The following is a 16,926-nucleotide window of genomic DNA, read 5'->3' as shown; positions in this document are numbered from 1 at the left end:
CCTGCTGTGAACAGGGGTCTGCTGGGATGCTACCGCTCCGGAACTGTTGCGGGAGAAGACGGATCCGGAGTGGTGGGGTCGAATGGGGGCGGGTTGTTCGGGTCGAAGCTAGTCATCGGCACCGAACACGTCGCGCCCACTTCGGGATACGTGTTCGGGTTGACTCGTAGCGCCGAGACGAATTGATCGATGCGAGCGTCCTCAGCGTTGTCGAGTTTGAGTTGACGGCCCCAGGACTGCAGCGAGATCGGCGAATCCAGGGTCGGATACGGCGACATCAAGGTGTAGCTCATCCCTTCGACTCGCTGTGCCAAGCGCGCCTGATCCTCACTCGAGACCAGGTCGGGGTTGTACGTGATCCACACTGCCCCGTGCTCGAGGGAATGGACCGCATTCTCGGTTCGAATGGCTTGCGGGTAGACAACTCCGGTGCAGTTTGCCCAGACCGAATCATGGCGACCACCGAAGGGCGGTGAATGTGTGTACGCCACACGTTCGTTCGGCCGTACGTGTTGAGCTGCCGGGTAGTCGACCGTGACAACTCCGTCGATGGATTCGGACGGATCCGGATTGTCTACGCTCGGAACAAACGCATCCGGTCGAGGTGTTCCTTCGAGAGAATTCGCGCACGAAGCCAGCGCGAGAACTGTCGAGATCACCACTGTTGCTCGAAGTTGTTTGTTCACTCGGCCATGATAGCGGCGCCTGTCCGCTTTCCCGAGACGTGAATCGACTACGACCCGAGAGAGCTTGTGGTTCCGCCCGAGAGCGCGATGTCACTGGCGCCTCGAAGAATTCGGAGCGGAGGCAGCGGCCCTTGGTATGCCTCGGAGCCACTGATCAGATCACCGGCCGCGTCGAACGCGATCGCTTCACCTTGTGGCTCGTCGGGAAGGGGCACACGAATCGGCTTGGTGGTCAAGGCTTTCGCGATATCACCGTCGGGAGCTGTGTAGAGGTAGACATCGGTGTAGGTGCGCAGCGCTACCACCGTGCCGTCTTTGCTCACGGCGCCTCCGGTGACAGCCATCGTTCCGGCGTGGGGGACCGGTCCACCGGAAGTGAGGGTGGGAGTAAATCTGAGCTGACCTACCTTGGCCAACATGGTCGGCGACGCCGCACTCAGATCCTGAACCTGCTGTCGTTCAGCGGTTGTGTAGACCACGCTTGCGCCCAGGTAATCCTTGGTGACGATGACGGGAAGCCCGTTGCTCTGGATCAGCAGTGTCTCGGCATCGTGCGCCCCGTCCGGATAAACCAGGGGGTAGGAGGTCGCGGCACCTGAAGTCGGATCGAGTTCGATCAGCCCGATCGACGTTCGTACCGCGTTGTTGTCGCCGATGTCTGCCAGCCACAGGTGGCCGTCGGGAGTCGACGAGAGATCCTCGACATCGACACGAGGGGTGCCCACGCTGATCCAGCGCTGAACGTGGCAGTTCGAATCGAGTTCGGCGACTCGATCATCGGAGCCGCTGTCGCCGATTGCGTATATCCCGGCCGCGGTGACGGTGAGTCCGGACAGCTCGGAAAGGCCTTCATCGGTGGGTGTGCACAGTACGTCGAAGACGCGCGGGGCCTGTTGCGCCGCCGCCGGAACAGCGTGAACGCCGACGACTGCTGCGGCGAGAAGAACCGATCCGGCAGCCGCAGCGACTGAATGGGCGAGCGGGCGATTCCACATCACGATGCAGTCCTCCGGGCCGAAGAATCGGGACTTAGTACCCAGAGAATACTGGACGTCCGTCTCACTTTGTCCGAATTTCAAGAAATCGCGCTTGCCGAGACGTCGTGATGCGTCAGTGATTCGCTGAGTGAATGTTGGTGCAGGAGGGGATACTCGACTCACCGGAGATCGGCGGCAACGAGCAGGAAGTGACGAAGCGATGGCGAAGCGTGATTCCGAAAAGCAAGGCGCAGATTCCCCGTCTCAGTTGATCGACCAGCGAATCGAGGAACTCGGAGACTGGCGGGGCGAGATGCTCTCCCGGATACGAACTCTGATCAAAGAGGTGGATCCGGATGTGTTGGAGGAATGGAAGTGGCGAGGAGTTCCCGTGTGGTACCACGCCGGAATGATCTGTACCGGTGAGACTTACAAGAGTGCAGTGAAGGTGACTTTTGCCAAAGGCGCATCACTCGACGACGCCTCAGGTCTCTTCAACTCCAGCCTCGAGGGCAATACGAGACGGGCGATCGATTTTCACGAAGGTGAAGCCGTCGACGAAAAGGCGTTCAAGGCACTCGTTCACGCCGCGATTGCCCTGAACACCTCGAAGAAGTGATGCCTGGTCAGAGCTGATGTTCAGCGAGGTCGAACGCACTGAGTAACGTGCGGAATTTTGTACTGGTCTCTCTCAGCTCGATTTCCGGATCGGAGGAAGCGACGATTCCGCCGCCTGCGTACGCCCGCGCCGAGAGGCCGTCTGCTGCGATCTCGGCGCAACGAATAGCCACCATCCACTCGCCGTCTCCGGTTCGGTCGCACCAGCCCACGGCACCGGCGTAGAACCCGCGGTCCCCTTCGGTCGCGGTGATGTGCTCGCGTGCGGCGCCCGTCGGTGTTCCGCAGATGGCGGGGGTCGGGTGCAGCGCCATTGCCAGCTCGAGCGAGGTCAGGCTCGGATCGGCCAGGACACCTTCGATCTTAGTCCCGAGGTGCCACAGTTGCGGTGTCCGAAGGAGTTCCGGTGCGCTGGGTGCATTGAATGATGTGCACAGTGGTCCGAGTATCGAGCTGATGGAGTCGACGACAAACGCGTGTTCGGCGAGATCTTTGGTCGACGCGCGGAGTTGCTCGGCATTCGCCTCGTCCTGATCCGAATTCGGGTGCCGTGCAATCGAGCCCGCCAACGGGTGGCAGGTGACGACGTCGCCTCGCCGTTCGATCAGAACCTCGGGCGTCGAGCCGACCAGCGAACGCCCGCGGTACTTTCCTCCGGCGGGGGACAAGTCGACGCAGAAACCGTTGTGCGCGTGATCGAGTGCAATCAGTTTCTCGGCCAGATCGGCGGGAAAGATCGTGGACTCGGCCTCGATGGTCAGGGAGCGTGCGAGGACAACTTTGTCGAGTTCGCCTGCTCGAAGACGTTCGATGGCGCCGCGGACTCTGTCGGTGTGGATCTGCGCGCTGGGTTCGAATCCGGCTACCCGCGAAGTGGGTAGCGTCGGTGCGTTCGAGTGATATAGATCACCGCGGACTCGTGTGAAACTCAGTGGCGCGGTGAGGGCGGACGCCGTCTCCGGTGAGAACGGCAGGGCTCCGACGACCGAGTCGATGCGCCCCGTTTTGAGGGCTTCAGCGGCGTCGAAGGCCGAGTCGAATTCTTCGACTACTCCCGAAGTACGGATCGACGTTTGCCTACGTGAGAGCAGGAAAACGGAGTCCGTTTCATCGTCAGTCCGGTTGTTGCGCAACGGGAATTCGGAGACTTCGGCGAGTGCTGACATGGACACCCTTCCAGTTCGACAGGATTACTTGCTATGTTGAGGCTAGCCTTAGTTCGGATGAATTTGTGTCGTGAGCATCCGGGTTGTGTACTTCCGTACCGTTATGGTTAGGCTGGCCTAAAGTAAAGGCGTGCGGACGGGGTCGACACGAGGGGTGGGTTGGCTCGATCTGAGCGCGTCGACCACTACTCGAGGAGACCGATGAGCAACACCGTGGACCGTGACCAGATCGTGCGCGACGTCGCCGAGGTTCTGTCGATGAGGGCAGAACAACTCGGCGACGACGCGGACCTGGGTGACGAAGGCCTGGACTCGGTTCGCTTGATGACGCTCGTCGAACGTTGGCGAGGAGCGGGCGCGGATGCCGACTTCGCGGAGTTGGCAGAAGAACCGACGATCAATGCCTGGGTTCAGGTGCTGTGCCCGCAGTGAGCGATCGCCGAATTGCCGTAGTCACCGGTGCGGCGGCGGGGATCGGCGCCGCAGTGGCCCGGACTCTTGCGCGCGACGGGTATTCGCTGGCACTTCTCGATCGCGACGACGTCGAATTGAAGCGGGCAACTGCGGAATTGGCAGAAACAATCGTCGAAGGCGCCGATATCGAGAGTCACGTCGTGGACGTGACCGATCGGCAGGCAGTCGACGCTGCAGTGGCCTCCACGATGGACACGTTCGGCCGGATCGACGCGCTCGCGCACGTCGCCGGAATTCTCGACACCGGATCGGTGCTGGACTCCGATCCAGACCAGTGGCGGAAGATATTCGGCGTCAACGTATTCGGATTGCTCAATGTTCTGCAAAGTGTGGGACTGGAAATGCGTCGCCGGCGGGCTGGGTCGATCGTGGTGGTCTCGTCCAACGCGGCCGGTGTCCCACGTATCGGGATGGGTGCTTACGGTTCGTCCAAAGCTGCTGCCACCATGTTGGTTCGAACCGCGGGCCTGGAGTTGGCTGTCGACGGGATTCGCGTCAACGTTGTCGCTCCGGGTTCCACAGACACAGCGATGCAGCGGTCTTTGTGGTCGGACCCTTCCGACGATTCGGGTGCCGACGCGGTCATCGAAGGCAATCTGGCGGGCTATCGCCTGGGCATTCCGCTCGGAAAACTTGCCACCGCAGACGATATCGCGGACTCGGTGCACTTCCTGCTGTCCGACCGGGCGGCCCACATCACCATGCAGGCGCTGTACGTCGACGGCGGAGCGACGCTAAAAGCGTGAGATGTATTTGCTGACAGTACTTTCGAAGAGGAGTCACTTGCATGACATCGAGGATCGCTCGCGAGCCCTTGGCGCCCGTCGCACAGTATCCGCCCGAATTGGTGACGCATTATCGGGAACGAGGCTACTGGACTGACGAGACGCTGGCCGGATTCATCACGGCCGCGGCCGCACGGCATCCCGACAACGAAGCGGTAGTAGGCAGCGATGCCACCGGGGCACAAACACGGCTGACGTATTGCGACCTCGATCGTCGCAGCTCGGCAGTGGCCGGAGGCCTGTCCGGGTTGGGTGTTCGCGCCGGTGACCGTGTGCTTCTGCAGCTACCGAACATCGTGGAATACGTCGAAGCATTGTTCGGTGTGTTGAAGCTCGGCGCCCTGCCGGTATTCGGGTTGCCAGCGCATCGCCGAACCGAAATCGGATACTTCTGCCAGTTCGCTGATGTCGCTGCCTATATCGTCGCCGACCGTCATGGCGGGTTCGACTACCGCGCACTGGCGCGTGAGGTGAACGAAGGCCTCGAGACTCCGCCTGTTGTGATCGTGGCCGGCGACCCCGAAGAGTTTGTCGGTTTCGATTCGCTACGCGGATACGAGATTCCCGTTCTTGCCGACGTCGATCCGTTGTCGGTCGCCTTTCTTCAGCTTTCCGGTGGCACGACCGGTGTTCCGAAGCTGATTCCGCGAACGCACGCCGACTACCTCTACTCGGTGCGGGCATCCAACCCGATCTGCGGCGTCGACGATTCGACGCGCGTGTTGGTGGTTCTCCCTGCTGCGCACAATTTTCCGATGAGTTCGCCGGGCATTCTCGGTGTCTTCCACGCGGGCGGCACCGTGGTTCTGGCGCCGGACACCATGCCGTCCACAGCTTTCGGTCTGATCGAATCAGAGCGAGTCACGCACGCGTCGCTGGTTCCACCGATCGCATTGGCCTGGATGGCCGCCCCCAGCAAGGCAGATCACGACCTGTCGAGCTTGCGGGTTCTCGGCGTCGGCGGAGCGAAGTTCAGCGCCGAAGCTGCCGCACGCGTACCCACGGAGCTGGGCTGCACCCTTCAGCAGGTGTTCGGCATGGCTGAGGGTTTGGTCAACTACACCCGCCTCGACGACACGCAAGAATTGATCGTCAGCACGCAGGGCCGGCCCATTTCACCGGACGACGAGGTTCGTGTAGTCGATGACGATGGCGCGCTCGTCGAGCCCGGAACCACGGGGCACTTACTGACTCGGGGGCCGTACACGATCCGTGGCTATTACCGGGCGGATGCGCACAATGCCGAGGTCTTCGACGCCGAAGGTTTCTATCGCACCGGCGATCTGGTCAGCGTCACCGATACGGGACACCTGATTGTCGAGGGCCGCGCAAAGGACCAGATCAATCGCGGCGGCGAGAAGGTGGCCGCCGAGGAGATCGAGAACCACCTGCTCTCGCATCCTGCTGTCCACGATGCGGCCGTCGTCGCTGTTCCCGACGAGTACCTGGGCGAGCGAACCTGCGCCGTTCTGGTGATTTCCGGAGATGCACCGACCGTCGGCGAGATCAAGCGATACATACGAGGCCGAGGCGTTGCGGCGTACAAGGTTCCGGATCGAGTGGAGTTCGTGACCGAGTTCCCCGTCACCGGCGTCGGAAAGACCAGCAAGGCGGCCTTGCGCCGTGTTCTCAGCGAATCGATTGCCGCACAGACTCTGTCGAGTTGATCGGTTCCCACCCCCACATTTTCGAGGAGATTCATCATGGCGCTACCCACAGCAGTGCGATACGAGATGCCCACCGAGTTTCCGCAGAATCGGGTCGACTGGACTCTCGATCCTTCCCGAGCGGTGCTGCTTCTGCACGACATGCAGGAATATTTCGTGAACGCGTACGACCGAAGCGTCGACCCGCTCCAAACCGTGGTTCCGAACATCGACCGGCTTCGTTCGTCGGCGCGAGCTGCCGGAATCCCGATCGTCTACACCGCGCAACCCGGAGATCAGGATCCCGAGGAGCGTGCGTTGCTGTCGGATTTCTGGGGACCGGGACTGAAGGCAGATCCCGCTCACACCGACGTGATCGCCGAGTTGGCTCCGCATCCGGACGACGTGATGCTCACAAAATGGCGCTACAGCGCCTTCATCAAAACGGATCTGCGTGAGCGGCTGCGCGAGAGTGGGCGTGACCAGCTGATCATCACCGGAATCTATGCCCACATCGGTTGCCTGACTACCGCTTTGGACGGGTTCATGCAAGACGTGCAGATCTTCTTCGTGGGCGACGCGGTGGCCGACTTCTCCCTGGGCGAGCATGTCGGCGCCCTCGAGTACGCGGCCGGGCGCTGCGCCTCGGTCACCCGAACCGATGACCTGGTCAAGGCGATGAGCGCGGAAACGGTTTCGGCGTAGGCGTGAACGGCGACGGGTGCGCCACCCGTCGCCGTATTGTCAGGTGTGTGAAGACTTTGTTGGTGGTTCACCACTCGCCCTCGCCGACAACCCACGAATTGTTGGATGCAGTCCTTGCCGGTGCTCGCGATCCGGAGATCGAGGGCGTCGAGGTGAAGGTGGTGCCGGCGTTGGCGGCGACGGTGCCCGACGTACTCGCTGCTGACGGCTATCTTTTCGGTACCACCGCCAATTTCGGATACATGTCGGGCGCGCTCAAGTACTTCTTCGACACCACGTACTACCAATGTCTCGGTGCGGTGTCGGATCGGCCGTACGGCCTGTGGGTTCACGGCAACAACGACACTGCTGGTGCCGTGTCGTCGGTGCGCAAACTCGCGACAGGGCTCGGGTTGGTCGCGGTGGCGGATCCGCTCGAAGTGACTGTGAGCGTGGACAAATCTGTCCGCGATGGTTGTTATGAACTGGGCGGAACCGTCGCAGCAACGCTGATGGACTAGCCTTCCACTTTCTCGTTTCGGTTCACGAAAGAGACTGTCCCGCAAGCGGTTGTAGAAGCGCGTGTCCTCTGGTGAACGCGTCGGGAGCCGTCGGTTCTCGGGTCACCGGCGAGGCGGATTCCCCGATTCATCGACATTTAGTTTAGGCTACCCAAAACGACGTTAGGTCACCCTTGGGTGACGTGTGTCCACAGACGAGGGGATCAGTGTGAGCGTTCTTCCAGGTTCGAACTCCGGAGCGGCAAACGAAGCTACGTTTGCTCTCACAGGAGCTCAACTCGGGATTTGGAACGCACAGAGGCTTGATCCCGAATCTCGGAGCTATCTCGTCGGTGAGGTGCTCGAAATCTCGGGCGACGAACCGATCGACACCGAACGTCTGACGACCGCCATCAGGGCGACGATCGGCGAAGCCGAAACCATGCGGCTGCGGATGATCGAGACGGCGGACGGCCCGCGTCAGTACATCTCCGACGAGCCGGTTGGCATCATCCCGATCACCGACGTCCGTGACGAGCGCGATCCCGTAGCCGTGGCGCACGCACTGGTCGACGCCGAGCGCAGCCGGGCGTCCGAGTACTGCCGCCTGATGGTGGAGCGCCCGCTTTACACGTACTCGCTGATCAGGCTCTCCGATCGCGAGATCTGGTGCATTCAGCTCTATCACCACCTGATCGTCGACGGATACAGCGCAGCAATGATTTCGCGCCGAGTCGCCGCGCACTACACGGCCGCGAAGAAGGGAACCGAGGTCGCGCCAACGCGATTCGGTTCGATGAGTGCGTTGGTCGCCGAGGACGAGGCGTACCGGGCGGGCAACCAGTTCGTCGAAGATCGTGACTACTGGCGTGATGTCCTGACGCCGTTGCCCGCGTTGGACGGACGGGGCCAGCAGGTCACCGGTCCAGCGGAACGAACGATCCAGGTTCGCGAGGTCATCAGTGCCGACGCCCTCGGCCGCCTCAAAGAGGTGGCAGACGCGACGGGAACAACGTGGGCCGAGGCACTGATCGCCTGCTACGGCGCGTTTCTCCACCGGTTGCTCGGTGAGACGGATGTTGTCATCGCGATGCCACTCATGGCGCGCGTGGGGCGCACGGCACTCAAGACCCCGGCCATGGCAGTCAACGTTCTGCCTCTCCGGTTGACGATTCGCAGCCACGATCGACTCGGTGACCTGAGCAAGCAGGTGGCCGCCACGATGAAAAGCCTGCGCGCACACCAGCGCTACCGCGGTGAGAATCTTGCTCGGGACCTGGGCGTCGCCGGCACCGGCGCACTGCTTCACGGGATCGGAATCAATCTCAAGGCTTTCGACTTCGCCCTCGATTTCGCCGGTGCTGTGGGTGTACTGCGTAACGTCGCCGGGGGGCCGCCGGAGGACCTGGGTTTGACGGTCACTCCCATCGCGGACGGCGAAGTTCTCCTCGGGTTCGAAGTGGACGCGCGTACCAACACTCGGGATTCGGTTCAGCGTCGCCTCGCTGGTTTCGTGAGCATCGTCAACGCGATGGTGGGGGAGGGAGATCCTGCCGTCGGACAGGTGCAGATGATGCCGGCACCCGAAGCTGCGCGGATTCTCACCCGCCGCGAGATTGAACCTGTGCCTGGCTCCGTCGCCCTCGTCCCGGACGTCTTCGACCGCATCGTCGCCGATCATGCGGATGACACGGTCCTGGTGTGCGGTGAGGAACGTCTGACAGGCGCAGAACTCGGTGGCCGCGTCCACAAACTCGCCCGGTTGCTTCGGGCTCGCGATGTCGGCCCGGACGACATTGTCGGACTTGCACTTCCGCGTACCTCCGAGATGGTGGTGGCTCTGCTCGCGACACTGAACGCGGGCGCAGCGTACGTGGCCCTGGATCCGCAGCACCCGGCCGAGCGGTTGCGGGATCTGATCGACGACGCGCAACCGAAGGTGGTGCTCACCACTTCCGCGCTGGCCGAGCAACTCGTCGGAGATTCTCGACCCGACCCGCTCGTACTCGATTCCGACGCAGTGCGCGAAGAACTCCGTGCCCATTCCGAGTTTCCACTCGAACTCGGTGAACTGGCGACGGCGCGGCATGGCGATCACCTGGCGTACGTCATCTACACCTCGGGATCGACCGGCAAGCCGAAGGGCGTGTTGGTCAGAAGCGGTGGATTGGCGCACCTGCTTCACCACCACCGCGCCACCATCTACCGGGACACCGCCGAGCGCGTCGGAAACCGCCAACTGCACACCGCGCATACGGCGTCGTTCGCCTTCGACGCGTCTCTCGATCAACTGCTGTGGCTGCTGTGTGGTCATCGGGTGCACGTATACGACGAAGAACTGCAGAAGGACGCCGTTGCCCTGGTCGCGGCGTTCGAGCGAGATTGCGTCGACGTGGTCGACACGACGCCGTCGATGGCGGCAGCGATGGTGGACAACGGATTGCTGCGTACGCAGCGGTTGCAGCTCCTCGTCGTGGGCGGCGAGGCGGCACCGCCCGCACTGTGGGACGCAATCATCGAATCCGGTGTTCCCGCTCGAAACCTGTACGGCCCCACCGAAACGACGGTCGACGCGATCGCGACCACGGTCGAAGGTGCCGGACCGCGTATCGGGTACCCGCTCGCGGGAACCCGTGCGTACCTGCTCGACAGCGCGCTCGCGCCGGTCGCCGACGGCGAACGAGGTGAGCTCTATCTGGCCGGACCGCAATTGGCCAGGGGATACCTCGGTCGCGCCGGCGCGACCTCCGAGCGTTTTGTCGCAGATCCCTTCGGGGCTCCGGGAGATTTGATGTACCGCGCCGGGGACGTCGCGCGCTGGGTACCCGGGCGGGGATACGACTTCATCGGTCGTAGCGACAAGCAGGTGAAGATCCGCGGACATCGCGTCGAGTTGAGCGAGGTCGAGGCTGTTCTCGGATCGGTGCCCGGAATCGGCGCGGCCTCCGCGCTGATCCGTACGGATGGTGGACGGCCCAGCCTGGTCGGCTACGTTGTAGCCGCCGCCGGCACAACGCTTCCGCCGCAGGAAGAATTGCGCCGAGACCTCGCCGGTCGCGTACCGGATCATCTGGTTCCCGCCGCAATCGTCGTTCTGGACGAACTGCCCGTCACGGTGAACGGAAAGCTCGATCGTGCGGCACTACCAGCCCCGGCTACCGAATCGGAAGGTCGCGCTGCATCCACACCACACGAGGAAATCCTCTGTGACGTGGTGGCCGAGGTGCTCGGCCGCGAACGCGTCGGCGTGGACGAGGATTTCTTCGGCCTCGGTGGTGACAGCATCACGGCAATCAGTGTCAGCAGTCGCCTGCGGGTGCGCGGACTGGTCGTCGCTCCGAAAGAGCTACTTGCACAGCGAGATCTGGGAACCATCGCCGCTGCGGCGCGTGAGATTGCCGATGACGCCGACGCCGTAGCCTCAGTTGCGGACGTGGCGACCGGCACCGTGATCGCCCCGCCGATCGTTCGGGCACTGATCGACAAGAATCCGACAGACGAGGCAATCGCGGGCTACGCGCAGTGGACCGCAGTGCGCATCGACGACGGCCTCTCGCTTGGCGACCTGCAGTCCGGCGTGCAGACGATCCTCGATCACCATGACGCTCTACGTCTGCTCCTGCGCCGTGACAATGACAGCGGCACTACCGAATTGATCGTCCGGGACGCCGGCGCGGTGCGCAGCGAGGGACTCGTTCGCGAGGTGTCCGACACCTCGGAGCTGCCCCGGATCAGAGAGCTCGCGGAGGCGTCGGCGGCGAGTCTCGACCCGCGCGCCGGTGAACTCCTGCGAGTCGTACTGGTCAATACCGCGGCCGGTCGACCCGACCACTTGATCGTCGTGGCTCACCATTTGATCGTCGACGGTGTGTCCTGGCGAATTCTGCTTCCAGACCTCCACGAAGCTACCGGGGCAGCGCGCGAGCGTAGGTCGGCCCGGCTGGGTGCTGGCGGAAGTTCGTGGCGCCGATACGCGGGGTTGCTCGCAGAATTCGGGGCCTCGGGCAGCAGGGCATCAGAGCTCGAGTACTGGAAGTCCGCGTCGGTACAGGCGGACGACGAGCCGATCGGCAGTCGTCGTCTCGACCCGAAAGTCGACCTCACCGCAACCGCCTCTCGCACGACAACTGTTGCACCCCCGGCTGTCACCGACGCGCTGTTGACCACGCTTCCGGCGGCGTATCGAGCCAAGGCCGACGAAGTGCTTCTCGCGGGTTTGATGCTTGCCTTGCGCTCATGGCAGCACGGCCGCGGCCTCATCGGCCTGCCCGCGCAGACAGTCACCGTCGAAGGCCATGGCCGCGACGCGCTCACCAGCGACACCGACTTCGCCGGAACCATCGGGTGGTTCACCAGTGAGTTCCCCGTCCGGGTTCCCACCGATGCACTGCTCACCGCAGACGATCTTGCCGACGCACTGAGCGGCGGAGCAGCTGCCGGGCATCTGCTTCGTGCGGTGAAGGAAGCAAAACGCGCCGTACCCGGAGGTGGAGTCGGCTACGGAGTTCTGCGGCATCTGGATCGCGACACCGCACCTGACCTTTCCGCGTGCGCTACACCTGAACTGTTGCTCAACTATCTCGGCCGCTTCCCGTCCCTACCCGGAACCGGATGGCGATTGCCGGAGCAGGATCCATTCGCGGTCATCGAACCGGCGAGCAAGGCAATGTCGGAAGTGCTGGCGCTCAACGCATTTGTCCGAGAGGACGACTCGACGACGCTGGCAGTCGAATGGACTGCGGCGGGTTCAGTGCTCGACGCCGCGACGATCGTCGAGCTGCAAGAGCATTGGGAACGTGCGCTCGCTGCACTGACCGCGCATGCCGCGCTCTTCGAGGGTGGTTTGACGCCTTCCGATTGCTCGGCGACGATCTTCGGCCAGGGCGCGGTGGTCGATCAAGCCGGGATCAACGAACTCGAAGCCGTCCACGGACCGCTTGCCGATGTACTTCCGCTGTCGCCGCTACAAGAAGGCCTCCTGTTCCATGCGGTCCGTGACGGCGAAGCAGACGTCTACACACTTACTGCACGCTTCGACCTCTCCGGCCCGTTGGACGAGGTGAAGTTGGCCGACGCGTTCGAGACCGTGATCGACAGGCACCCGAACCTACGCGCAGCTTTCCACTACGAGCAGTTCGAACGGCCCGTTCAGATCATTCCGCGCGGTGCAAAAGTCGAGTGGCGTTCGGTCGACCTGACCTCCGTTCCAGCTGACACTGCATTCCGCTCTGCAGATCAGCTCGAGGACGAGGCCGCCGATTACGTCTTCGATGTCAGTACACCGCCTCTGCTGCGTGCGCTGCTGATTCGGCTGCCCGGCGGGGTGCACCGTTTGGTCCTCAATGCGCATCACCTGCTCACCGACGGGTGGTCGACTCCGATCGTCCTGCGCGAGCTGATGAACGTCTACCACGACGGCGATGCGCACCTTCCTGCGCCGACGCCGTATCGCGACTACTTGGCATGGATCGCCGGCCGTGATCAGGACTCTGCCCGCGCAGTGTGGAGTGAGCGTCTGCGTGGGCTCACCGCGCCGACTCTCGTTGCCGACGCAGGGGCGCCGCGAAGTGTGCCCGTCGCGCTCGAGGTTCCTCTCGCGACATCGGACGCCGAAGCGCTGATCGAACTCGGTCGTGCGCGAGCGCTGACGGTCAACACCCTGGTTCAGGGTGCGTGGGCAGCGGCGCTCGCCGAAGCGACGGGACAGTGGGACGTCGTGTTCGGGGCCACGGTGTCCGGCCGACCTGCCGAACTCTCCGGGGTGGAGGGAATGGTCGGGTTGTTCAGCAACACGATTCCGGCCCGCCTCGACATCGTCGCGGATCAGCCCTTGCTGGATCAGTTCGTCGGTCTGCAGAACGCGCAGTTCGACATCGTGGACGTCGAGCACACCAGTTTGGCCGAGATCGAACGCATCGCCGGGATCGGTCAACTGTTCGACACGCTCCTGGTGTTCGAGAACTTCCCGAACTCCGGTGCGGGACAGCCTGCATCGCACACACTTCGAGTCGAGGGATTCACCAACCGCGGAGTCACGCACTATCCGATGACGTTGATGGCGCCGCCGAGCACCGGTCTGGATCTGGTCCTGTACCACGATCCGGCAGTTGTCTCCGAAGCCACGGCGCAGCGAATGGTCACACGGCTCGCGGAGATCCTGCGTGGGTTGCTGACCGAGCCGACAGCTCCCGCATCCGCGGTGCTCACGGTTGTCCGACAGGCAGCGTCCGTTGCCGATGCGGTGTCTGTCACGAAAAATGTGGCTGTCACGAAAAAGGTGGCCGCGTCCGATCCTGCGATCGATGTCGATCCCGCGGTCGTCGATGCAGTGTGCGCCTGTGTCGCAACGGTGTTGGAGATTCCCGACGTCGATCCGGGTGACAATTTCTTCACTCTCGGCGGTCACTCGCTCACAGCGATGCGGTTGGTGGGAAGTCTGCGGAAGCTGGGAATACGCGTCGTCGTCTCCGATGTCTTCGACACCCCGACCCCCCTCGGTCTTGCCGTGGCCGCACGCGTCGATCAGAAGAAGTTCTCGCCGGATTCGGTTGCTGTCGTCGATCGACCCGCCGTGACCGTGGCGACGTTCCGCGCCCCGGCAGTGGCGGGAAATCCTGATCACGAGCGGTATTGGGTTCGCACGCTCGCGGGCTTGCCCCTCGAAACGGACCTTCCCTACGATCGCCCGCGCGGCGAAGAGTACCGCCCGCACACCTACGTTCGTCAGCTACGCGATGCTCGGTTCGGTGACGGATCAGGATTCGACGCGGTGCTGTTGGCCGCAGTGGCGGCGACGCTGAACGGCTTCGGTGGCGGTCGGGACCTTGCGGTCGGACTGTTCTTGGAAGGGACTGACAGCCTGATTCGGGTCGATCTGTCCGGTCGGCCGAGAATTGCCGATGTCGTTCGACGAGTCGAAAACGCTGTCTCTGAGGCACTTGCGCATTCTGATGTCAGCCTGGACCGAATCGCCGATCTACTCGGGCGTCCCACCAGCAGTCTGTTCGCTGCCCGTGTCGGTCACTCGCCCGGAAATAGCGTCGACCTCGAATTCGTCCGAACCGCAACAGAACTTCGATTGACGGTTGATGCCGGGCTGTTCGACGGCGCGACTGCGGACGCATTGCTCGACGGTGTGATCGCGGTCCTCGGTCACGAAAACAGCACTGTCGTCGCGGATCTGCGATTGTCGGAAAGCAAGTGGGATCGCGATCCGGGCCGACGCGCGACGCCGCCGTCGGGGATCTCGCAGTTGTTCGCTCGACACGTCAGCCGTCACCCCGACGACGTCGCGGTGATCTCCGGCGAGGTCGGAATTACCTATGGGGAACTGTCGGCGCGCGTCGACGAGCTGGCCCGCGAACTTCTCGCGGCCGGCGCCGGACCCGAGAAGGTAGTCGCCGTCGCGCTCGATCGAGATGCGGATCTGGTGGCCGGACTGCTCGCGGTACTGCGTATTGGTGCGGCGTACCTGCCACTCGACGTCGACTACCCGAGTGAGCGGCTCGAGTTCATGATCGAGGACGCGGCCCCGGTGTGTGTCCTGACCAGTATCGACAGCGCCGGGCAACTTCCGTCGACGGTCGCCACGAGTGTCTTCGTGGACGGTGAGTTCACCAACTCGGGCGTTGTGCTTCCTTCACCGCCCGCGGCGGGTGATCACCTCGCCTACATGATCCACACCTCCGGTTCGACGGGTCGCCCCAAGGGCGTGATGGTCTCGACGGGCAACCTCGCGGCCTTCGCGGACACGGTACTCGAGGATTGCTGGATCAGGCCGGGCGATCGCATCGTCGCGGTGACAACGGTGTCGTTCGACATCGCCGCACTCGAGTTGCTGTGCCCGCTCGCAGCGGGCGCGACTGTCGTGATCGCAGACCGCAGGACGGTTCGCGATCCGGATGCGTTGTCGGCGTTGATCATCGCAAGCAATGCGACAGTGATGCAGGCAACGCCGGCGCTGTGGCGAGTGGTCACCGAACACGAGAACGCAGTCGGGCTCGCCATGGTGCGAGCCCTGGTGGGAGGGGAAGCCCTCCCGCAGGATCTGGCTGACGATCTGGTGGCCAACGCTGCTTCGGTCCGGAATGTCTACGGACCCACCGAGGCCACGGTGTGGGCGACATCTTCGGTCATCACGACCGGCGACCGAGTCACGATCGGTCAGCCCTGGACCGACGTGCACGTGCGAATCCTCGACGACGACCTGCGTGAGGTTCCGGAAGGCGTTGCGGGCGAGCTGTATCTGGGCGGTGCGCAGGTGGTCCGCGGATACCTGAATCGCCCCGATCTGACCGTAGCTCGGTTCGTTGCCGATCCTTCTCTGCCGGGGGCACGCCTCTACCGCACCGGTGATCTGGTCCGACGCAGGCGAGGGGTTTTGCAGTTCCTTCGTCGTGCGGACGATCAGGTGAAGGTTCGCGGTTTCCGCATCGAGCTCGGCGAGGTCGAAGGCGCGCTCGGATCGGTGGCCGGTGTGTTCCGCGCGGCAGCCACCGTCCGTGTCGATGCGGCGGGCACCGGAAGTCTGCACGGATATGTGGTTCCCGAAGGTGGAACCACGCTCGATTCGGTACTGGTGCGCAAGGAGATTGCGCGGCTGCTCCCCGAGCACATGGTGCCGCAGAGCATCACGGTGCTCGAAGCACTCCCGCTCACCCTCAACGGCAAGGTGGACCGAAAGGCATTGCCCGACACCGCGCCGGATCGTGTGCCGAGCCCACTCGTAGCCGTCGATGCGGATCGTCGGGCACGGCTCGAGTCGCTGAGCCCGGGCTGGCAGGACGTGATGCCACTCGGTCCCTTGCAGGAAGGCATGTACTTCCAGTCGGTTCTCGACGGCGCCGGCGGTACGGATGTCTATCACATGCAGCCGCGATTCGAGTTCTCCGCCGATGCTGCCGTCGACGTTCGCTCACTCCGAGCAGCGGGGGATGCGCTCTTGCGGCGCTATCCGAACCTGCGGGCCGGCTTCACACACGCCGGTTTCGACGCTCCGGTGCAGTTCGTGCCCAGGGCAGCCGAAATGCCTTTCCGCGAGATCGATCTGAGCGCAGTTGCGACCGAGGACATCGATCGCGAGGTTCGCGCCGTCGACGAGGCTGAATTCGGCACGCTCTTCGACTTGAATGCACCACCACTCATTCGAATGGTGCTGGTCTGGTTACCGGGTGGGGGAGCGCATCTCGTCTTCACTCAGCACCATCTGCTGACCGACGGTTGGTCGCAGACCTTGATGTACGCGGAGTTGTTTGCGCTCTACGAGTTTGCTCGCACTCACGGCACGGACCCGGTTGGACTCGACGGCGCGCTCGACAAGCCTGCGGACTTCCGTGATCACCTGCGATGGATCGCCGAAGCGGATCGCACGGACGCCCTCTCGTCCTGGAA

General features: G+C 63.3%; 10 protein-coding genes. 7 read left to right on the top strand and 3 right to left on the bottom strand.

Annotated features, from left to right (window positions below; all coding sequences use genetic code 11):
- Positions 1 to 29: 29 nt before the first annotated feature.
- Positions 30 to 686, bottom strand: coding sequence for a thioredoxin-like domain-containing protein (locus RE4_RS25650; protein WP_060939603.1), 657 nt, complete (start codon positions 684 to 686; stop codon positions 30 to 32).
- 47 nt (positions 687 to 733) lie between these two features.
- A complete protein-coding gene (locus RE4_RS25645) occupies positions 734 to 1,681 on the bottom strand; it encodes a hypothetical protein (RefSeq protein ID WP_238077134.1) in 948 nt (315 codons plus the stop codon).
- Between the two features lie 202 nt (positions 1,682 to 1,883).
- Here RE4_RS25645 and RE4_RS25640 point away from each other — a divergent pair, with 202 nt between their 5' ends.
- Positions 1,884 to 2,282 carry a DUF1801 domain-containing protein gene (locus tag RE4_RS25640; RefSeq protein WP_019748148.1) on the top strand — a complete coding sequence of 133 codons (399 nt, stop codon included), beginning with the start codon at positions 1,884 to 1,886 and terminating at the stop codon, positions 2,280 to 2,282.
- A 7-nt stretch (positions 2,283 to 2,289) separates the two neighbouring features.
- On the opposite strand, the gene RE4_RS25635 is transcribed toward RE4_RS25640, so the two are convergent.
- A complete protein-coding gene (locus RE4_RS25635) occupies positions 2,290 to 3,447 on the bottom strand; it encodes an isochorismate synthase (protein WP_081098432.1) in 1,158 nt (385 codons plus the stop codon).
- Between the two features lie 201 nt (positions 3,448 to 3,648).
- On the opposite strand from RE4_RS25635, the gene RE4_RS25630 reads away from it, so the two are divergent.
- The 6 genes from RE4_RS25630 to RE4_RS25605 all read left to right on the top strand — a co-directional run.
- On the top strand, positions 3,649 to 3,879 hold the full coding sequence (locus RE4_RS25630) for a phosphopantetheine-binding protein (RefSeq protein ID WP_003942230.1): 231 nt from the start codon (positions 3,649 to 3,651) through the stop codon (positions 3,877 to 3,879).
- Complete coding sequence (locus tag RE4_RS25625) at positions 3,867 to 4,667, top strand: 2,3-dihydro-2,3-dihydroxybenzoate dehydrogenase (protein WP_019748150.1); 801 nt, start codon at positions 3,867 to 3,869, stop codon at positions 4,665 to 4,667. Before RE4_RS25630 ends, RE4_RS25625 begins: the two co-directional genes overlap by 13 nt.
- A 41-nt stretch (positions 4,668 to 4,708) precedes the next feature.
- Positions 4,709 to 6,373, top strand: coding sequence for a (2,3-dihydroxybenzoyl)adenylate synthase (locus RE4_RS25620; protein ID WP_060939602.1), 1,665 nt, complete (start codon positions 4,709 to 4,711; stop codon positions 6,371 to 6,373).
- 36 nt (positions 6,374 to 6,409) lie between these two features.
- Positions 6,410 to 7,057 carry an isochorismatase family protein gene (locus RE4_RS25615; RefSeq protein ID WP_019748152.1) on the top strand — a complete coding sequence of 216 codons (648 nt, stop codon included), beginning with the start codon at positions 6,410 to 6,412 and terminating at the stop codon, positions 7,055 to 7,057.
- A 47-nt stretch (positions 7,058 to 7,104) separates the two neighbouring features.
- Positions 7,105 to 7,557, top strand: a complete 453-nt coding sequence (locus RE4_RS25610; RefSeq protein WP_019748153.1) for a flavodoxin family protein — start codon at positions 7,105 to 7,107, stop codon at positions 7,555 to 7,557.
- Positions 7,558 to 7,765: 208 nt separating this feature from the next.
- Positions 7,766 to 16,926 (top strand): non-ribosomal peptide synthetase (locus tag RE4_RS25605; RefSeq protein ID WP_255246890.1); only part of this gene is annotated, 9,161 nt, incomplete at its 3' end.

This window comes from Rhodococcus erythropolis NBRC 15567 (genome assembly GCF_001552595.1).
Lineage (GTDB): Bacteria > Actinomycetota > Actinomycetes > Mycobacteriales > Mycobacteriaceae > Rhodococcus_F > Rhodococcus_F erythropolis.
This window is presented reverse-complemented; position numbering and strand designations above follow the sequence as displayed.

What these genes read in the sequence shown, in the direction of transcription:
- RE4_RS25615 (WP_019748152.1), top strand. Translation starts at nt 6,410, where the DNA reads ATGGCGCTACCCACAGCAGTGCGATACGAGATGCCCACCGAGTTTCCG.
- RE4_RS25620 (WP_060939602.1), top strand. Translation starts at nt 4,709, where the DNA reads ATGACATCGAGGATCGCTCGCGAGCCCTTGGCGCCCGTCGCACAGTAT.
- RE4_RS25630 (WP_003942230.1), top strand. Translation starts at nt 3,649, where the DNA reads ATGAGCAACACCGTGGACCGTGACCAGATCGTGCGCGACGTCGCCGAG.
- RE4_RS25645 (WP_238077134.1), bottom strand. Translation starts at nt 1,681, where the DNA reads ATGTGGAATCGCCCGCTCGCCCATTCAGTCGCTGCGGCTGCCGGATCG.
- RE4_RS25635 (WP_081098432.1), bottom strand. Translation starts at nt 3,447, where the DNA reads ATGTCAGCACTCGCCGAAGTCTCCGAATTCCCGTTGCGCAACAACCGG.
- RE4_RS25640 (WP_019748148.1), top strand. Translation starts at nt 1,884, where the DNA reads ATGGCGAAGCGTGATTCCGAAAAGCAAGGCGCAGATTCCCCGTCTCAG.